This window comes from Gemmatimonadota bacterium (assembly GCA_016209965.1).
Taxonomy (GTDB): domain Bacteria; phylum Gemmatimonadota; class Gemmatimonadetes; order Longimicrobiales; family RSA9; genus JACQVE01.
Map to the genome: position 1 here is coordinate 1 of JACQVE010000091.1, position 5215 is coordinate 5215.

The 5215-nt window shown below is 71.4% G+C and carries 8 protein-coding genes; 5 read left to right on the forward strand and 3 right to left on the reverse strand.

Annotation, left to right across the window (positions count from 1 at the left end; all coding sequences use genetic code 11):
• The coding region (locus HY703_03815; protein ID MBI4544301.1) for an amidase at positions 1-745 on the reverse strand (745 nt) is incomplete at its 3' end.
• A gap of 364 nt (positions 746-1109) precedes the next feature.
• Here HY703_03815 and HY703_03820 point away from each other — a divergent pair.
• The 4 genes from HY703_03820 (at position 1110) to HY703_03835 (ending at position 3400) form a co-directional block, all read left to right on the forward strand.
• A complete protein-coding gene (locus HY703_03820) occupies positions 1110-1772 on the forward strand; it encodes a sigma-70 family RNA polymerase sigma factor (protein ID MBI4544302.1) in 663 nt (220 codons plus the stop codon).
• Positions 1769-2131, forward strand: coding sequence for a hypothetical protein (locus HY703_03825; GenBank protein MBI4544303.1), 363 nt, complete (start codon positions 1769-1771; stop codon positions 2129-2131). Before HY703_03820 ends, HY703_03825 begins: the two co-directional genes overlap by 4 nt.
• Positions 2128-2700 carry a hypothetical protein gene (locus HY703_03830; GenBank protein ID MBI4544304.1) on the forward strand — a complete coding sequence of 191 codons (573 nt, stop codon included), beginning with the start codon at positions 2128-2130 and terminating at the stop codon, positions 2698-2700. The genes HY703_03825 and HY703_03830 overlap by 4 nt, the downstream gene beginning before the upstream one ends.
• Before the next feature lie 67 nt (positions 2701-2767).
• Positions 2768-3400, forward strand: a complete 633-nt coding sequence (locus tag HY703_03835) for a Spy/CpxP family protein refolding chaperone (protein MBI4544305.1) — start codon at positions 2768-2770, stop codon at positions 3398-3400.
• Positions 3401-3483: 83 nt separating this feature from the next.
• On the opposite strand, the gene HY703_03840 is transcribed toward HY703_03835, so the two are convergent.
• Positions 3484-3708 (reverse strand): hypothetical protein, encoded by a 225-nt coding sequence (locus tag HY703_03840; GenBank protein ID MBI4544306.1) that lies wholly within the window; start codon positions 3706-3708, stop codon positions 3484-3486.
• Positions 3709-3854: 146 nt separating this feature from the next.
• On the opposite strand from HY703_03840, the gene infA reads away from it, so the two are divergent.
• Positions 3855-4070 carry a translation initiation factor IF-1 gene (gene infA, locus HY703_03845; protein ID MBI4544307.1) on the forward strand — a complete coding sequence of 72 codons (216 nt, stop codon included), beginning with the start codon at positions 3855-3857 and terminating at the stop codon, positions 4068-4070.
• Between the two features lie 73 nt (positions 4071-4143).
• Here the strand turns inward: infA and HY703_03850 are convergent.
• A partial coding sequence (locus tag HY703_03850) for a sensor domain-containing diguanylate cyclase (protein ID MBI4544308.1) occupies positions 4144-5215 on the reverse strand: 1072 nt, incomplete at its 5' end.

A 5215-nucleotide genomic window follows, 5' to 3' on the forward strand; every position in this document is an offset into this window, starting at 1 on the left:
ACGCGGGGCAGACGATCGAGCCATCCGTCTCCGTGCCCACGCCGACGGCCGCGTAGTTCGCCGCGATGGCGCCGCCCGTGCCGGAGCTCGAGCCGCAAGGGGAGCGGTCGAGCGCGTAGGGGTTGAGGCCTTGCCCGCCCCGGCCGCTCCACCCGCTCGAGGAGCGCGTGGACCGGAAGTTGGCCCACTCGCTCAGGTTGGTCTTGCCCAGGATCACGGCGCCGGCCGCGCGCAGCCGTTCCGCGACAAAAGAGTCGCGCCGCGGGATCGAGCCGAGCAGGGCCAGCGACCCGGCCGTGGTGGTCATGCGGTCGGCCGTGTCAATGTTGTCTTTGATCAGCACCGGGATGCCGTGCAGGGGACCCCGCGGCCCCCTGGCCCTGCGCTCCGCGTCGAGCCGCTCGGCTATCGCCAGGGCGTCAGGATTGGCCTCGAGCACGTGCCGCAGCGCCGGGCCTTTGCGGTCCAGGGCGTCTATACGCTCGAGGTACGCCTGCACGAGTGAGCGAGCCGTGTACTTGCCGGAGGCCATGCCCGCCTGAAGCTCCGCGATCGTCGCTTCCTCCAGCTCGAAGCCCAGGAGCTGCGGCCGGGGCAGCTCGCGCGGCGCAGCCTCGCGCTGCCCCGCCCGCGCCAGGACCGCGGGGGCCGCGGCCAGTGCGCCGCCGGCGGCGCTGTAATGGAGAAAGGTCCGGCGCGTGATGCCGCGCGTACGGCGCGCGCCAGCGGGCGTGAGGTCGCTCATTGGGGCCTCCAGATCAGGCGAGTCGGGGGAGGGGCGCCGCCGCCAAAGTCGTGTGGCGGGCGGGCGGAGGGCGCCCGGGATGCAATCTTCCGTCCGCAGCGCGTGTGCGCAACGTCCGGGTGCGCGTTCCGTGCGCGTTCCGTGTGCGCGTTCTGCGCGTTCCCTGGCGTCCGCGTCCCCACATCTCGCGCCTTGGCGGGCCGCCCGGGGCGCAGCGGCAGGGTGGGACGGCGACGTCGCCTAACGATTCCCGGAGGCCGTGTGTCATCCAGATGCAGTCAGGCGGGCGGGGCGCCGGCGGGTAGGGGCCCTAAGTGGTCGACTCGACTACTAGGCCTGGCACCGGGGGCGCAACGTTGAAGGAATGAGCCGGCACGATCGGGCAGCCCGGGGAGCGGCGGCGCGCGCCGCTGAGGATGGCGGAAGCGCGGGGCCGCGTCCGGTGGCAGCGGCTCCGCCCGACCCTTTGCCAGACTCGCAGACGGACGCCCAACTGGTGCGGCAGGCGCAGCGCGGCAATACCCGCGCGTTCGAGGCGCTGGTGCGCCGATACCTCAGGGCTGCGTATGCCGTGGCGCTGGCAGGCGTGGGCGAGCCCGCTGATGCCGAGGATGTCTGCCAGGACGCGTACCTCAGGTGCTTGCGTCACATCGGGGACTGCCGGGAGCCGGAGCGGTTCCGGGCATGGCTGCTGGCCATCGTGCGGAACCGCGCCCACAACTTCCGCCAGTACCGGAAGCTACGCGAGGCCGAGGCCGAGCCCGCGGCAGGCGCCGCGGCCGCCGCGGACAGCCCGCTTCGAGATGCGGCCCGCGCGGAGCTGCGCGGCCATTTGCGGGCGGCACTGGAAAAGCTTACCGAGCTGCAGCGGAGGGTGATCGTGTTGCATGACCTGGAAGGCTGGCAGCACAAGGAAATCGCTGGCGAGCTGGGCATCTCGGCGGGTGCCTCGCGATTCCACCTGCACGTGGCGCGTCGCGCCTTGCGCGCCCGATTGGCGCCACTTTATCCCCGGGGGTCCGCGTGATGGAGCAGCGATCGAAACACGCACTTCTGGACCCGCATACCGATCCCGACCGCTGGGAGCGGGTCGTACGCTCGATCATGGCCGCCGCCCGGCCCGAGCTGCGCCGCCGCGCCGCGGCGCGCACGCCCGTGCTGCTGCTCGCGGATTGGCTGAAGCCGGGGCTGGCGGCGGCTGCGGCCGTCATGGTTGTGGCCGCAGGCGCACTGCTCGCCGTGCGGGACGCCGTGCGGGATGTGCCGCCCAGCGCGCCGGCTGTGGCTGAAGTCATTGCGCCCGCAGCGGTTGCGACCTGGCTGGTGAGCGGCGCCTACCCCACAGCGGAAGAACTCGTGGTGGCCATGGAAGGAGCTAAGCCATGAAGCTCGGGCTCGAGCCCCGTACACGCGAATGGATCATGGCCGCCGCGCTGCTCGTGTCCGTGTTCATGGCCGGCGCACTGACCGCGTTGGCCGTGGACGGCCTGCTGGCCCGGCGCGGTGCCGCACGGCCGGAGCTTGCGGGGGGGCCGGCGTCGTTTGCACCGGGCGCGCGTTTCCTGCCGCCGGGCGGCCGGGGCGTGCACTTCGGCCGCGGCCCCGGGCCGATCGGCATGACCTCGGCGCTGGCCCAGCGACTGCGCTTGAGCGACCGGCAGGAGCAGCAGGTCCGGGAGATCCTGGAGCGCCGGCGCGCGGAATCCGATTCCCTGCTGCAGCAAATGCACCCCCGGCTGCAGGCGAACCTGGACTCGACCCTGGCCCAGATCCGGCGCCTGCTCGAGCCCGGGCAGCGCGAGGAGTTCGACCGCTACGTCCGCGAGGGGAGGGCGCTCATGTTCCGCCGGCTCGAACTGCCGCCGGGGGGCGGGGCGCCGCCCGAGCCTCCATTTTCCGAGCCGGACGGCGCCAGCGCTGCGGACGGGCACTGGGGGCCGCCGCCCGGTCCCTGAGAAGCTGAACACGTCGGCCCTGGTAGTCGAATTCGCCACCTGGATGCCATCATCAGCGAGGTTGGTCATGAGAAGAATGCTGGGCAGTGAACAGCCGCCTCAACTGGTTGAGCGCTGCACACAGCCGCAGCCGCTGCGGGTGACGGGGACGCTGCTGCTGCCGCTGCTGCTGCTCTGCGGGGCGCCACTGCACCTGGCGGCACAAGGCAGGCCGCAGGGTGAGCGACCCCAGGGTGAGCGGCCGCAGGGAGAGCAGCCGGATTTCTCCTTCGAGGAGCGCAGCTCGATCGGCTTTCTGCTGGCTCAGCAGCCGAAGCTCCGCTTCACGCCGGAGCAGATCGTGGCCCTCGAGGTCTTCGCCGCCGACCTCGCCGAGCTGAATCGTCCCTTGCTCGAGAAGGTGCGCGAGTTGCGGCCGACGGAGCGGCCGGCTGGTCGTGGCACCGGTCCCGGCGGCGGGGGCCGGGAGGCCATGCGGCAGCGCATGGAGCAGAGGCGGTCGCTCCTCGAGCAGATGCGCAAGAATGACGAGCAGGCGCTCGAGCTGGCACTCGGGGTTCTCAATCCCGAGCAAAAGAAAGTAGCTGACGACCTGCTCAAGGAGCGGCGCAAAGCCATGGAAGAGCGCCGGGGTGGCCGGCGCGGCGGCCGGCCGCCGTCTCGCCCCAGAGTGCAGCCTTTCGCGAGTTCAGCTACCTGAGTGGTCGGATCCGCAAATACGGCCGCATCTTTAGGCGCGGATTATCGAGTAGGTGATCGATAGGCTGAAGCGGACGGCCATGGCTACGGCTGTGGCCGCGCACCGCCCCGCGCGGCGTCCACCGCAGCCCTGCGCTTGCACGCGGGGCAGACCAGCAGCAGGCGGCGCCGCACGTAGGAGACGGCGCGCACGCGGCCTACCGGCTGGAGCGCGAGTTCTGCGCCACAAGCCGGGCAGCGCAGGGGCTGCCCCGCGAGCGCGGCTTCGCGCAAAGCGCGTCGCTGCTCCGGCGTGTAGTTCCCGGGCATGTGCCTCAAGGTAGTCGGACAGGCTGCCGCCGACGAGACGAGACAATTAGTGGCCCGGAGTTCAAGCGGCACAGGCGATTGCGGATGCGGGGGGCGATGTTGTATCGTGCGGCGCCCGTGGCTCGAGTTCTGCCTCCGGAGGGTGTGTGGCGAAGGAAGCCATCGAGCTGGAAGGCACGGTCAGCGAGGTGCTCCCCAACGCGACCTTCCGGGTCGAGCTGGAAAACGGCCACGAAGTGCTTGCCTACCTGTCGGGCAAGATGCGGCAGCACTATATCCGGGTGCTGGAAGGCGACCGCGTCAAGGTCGAGCTCTCGCCCTACGACCTGACCCGGGGCCGCATCACCTACCGTTCTAAGTAATGCTCGCCGCGCTGCCCAGCGCTGCCCGGGCAGCCCTTGCCGCCCCGGCCGGGGGGCGAGGGGCAGTGTGGGGTTAGCTCGCCGGGATATGCTGGTTGCGCGAGCCCTTGCGGCGGTAAAGGTCGCGGTCCGCCGCGCGGATCAACTCTTCGGCACTGCCCACCTCGGCCGAGTAGCTGGCCACACCCGCGCTGGCGCGGATGCCGGCCGGCCCCAGCAGCGGGTCGCGCTCCACCGCCTGTGCGATGCGCGCGATGTGGCGCAGCCCGCCGCGCCTGTCCGAGTCGGCCAGCACGGCAATGAACTCGTCGCCGCCGTAACGCGCACTCAAGTTCATGGCGCGAGTCTCACTGGCCAGGATATCGGCGAAGGCGCGCAACGCCTTGTCCCCCGCCTGGTGGCCGGCCCGGTCGTTGTACACCTTGAAATGGTCGAGGTCAAAGAGGACAATGGCCAGCCGTCGGCCGCGCCGGGCGGCGGCGAACTCCTTCTCCACGAACATCTCGAGGTGACGCCGGTTGGGCAGCCCGGTAAGCGGGTCGGTGAGCGAGAGGGTACGGATGCGCTCGTGCAGCCGGGCATTGGCCACGGCAATAGCGGCGTGGAAGGAGACGCGCTCGAGCAGCCGCACGTCTTCCTGCCGGTACTCGCGCGGCGCGCGGTGGCCGATGGAGAGGGCGCCGATCACCTGGTCCTCCGCCAGCAGCGGCACGACCATGCCCGAGTCGGACCGGACCAGCCGGCGCAGCTCGGGCGGCAGCAGCGGGTGCTTCTTCACGTGGTCGATGGCGATCCCCGCCCGACTCTCGAGGAACCGGCGGCACAGCTCGACCGGGAGAGGCACCCGCGCGCCCACAGGCAGAGGCAGTCTGCCGCCCGTCATGGCGATCTCGACCTCGGTTTCGCCCCTGAGCAGCCAGACGGTGGCGCTATCAGCCTCGACCAGGTCGACGGCCGCGGCAATGATGCGCTCGAGCACCTGCGGCAGCTCGAGCGAGGCGCTGAGCGCACGCCCGATCTCCTCCAGCCGCTCCGCCTCGCGCCGCCGCCGCTCCGTTTCCTCGACGTAGCGCGCGTTGTCCAGCGCGACCGCGGCCAGGTCCGCCACCGCGGCCAGCAGCTCCAGGTCATCACTGGTGTAGGCG

Bases quoted from the DNA above. Each gene is read 5' to 3' on its own strand.
- HY703_03830 (MBI4544304.1), top strand. From the start codon at position 2,128: ATGAAGCTCGGGCTCGAGCCCCGTACACGCGAATGGATCATGGCCGCC.
- HY703_03820 (MBI4544302.1), top strand. From the start codon at position 1,110: ATGAGCCGGCACGATCGGGCAGCCCGGGGAGCGGCGGCGCGCGCCGCT.
- HY703_03840 (MBI4544306.1), bottom strand. From the start codon at position 3,708: ATGCCCGGGAACTACACGCCGGAGCAGCGACGCGCTTTGCGCGAAGCC.
- HY703_03835 (MBI4544305.1), top strand. From the start codon at position 2,768: ATGAGAAGAATGCTGGGCAGTGAACAGCCGCCTCAACTGGTTGAGCGC.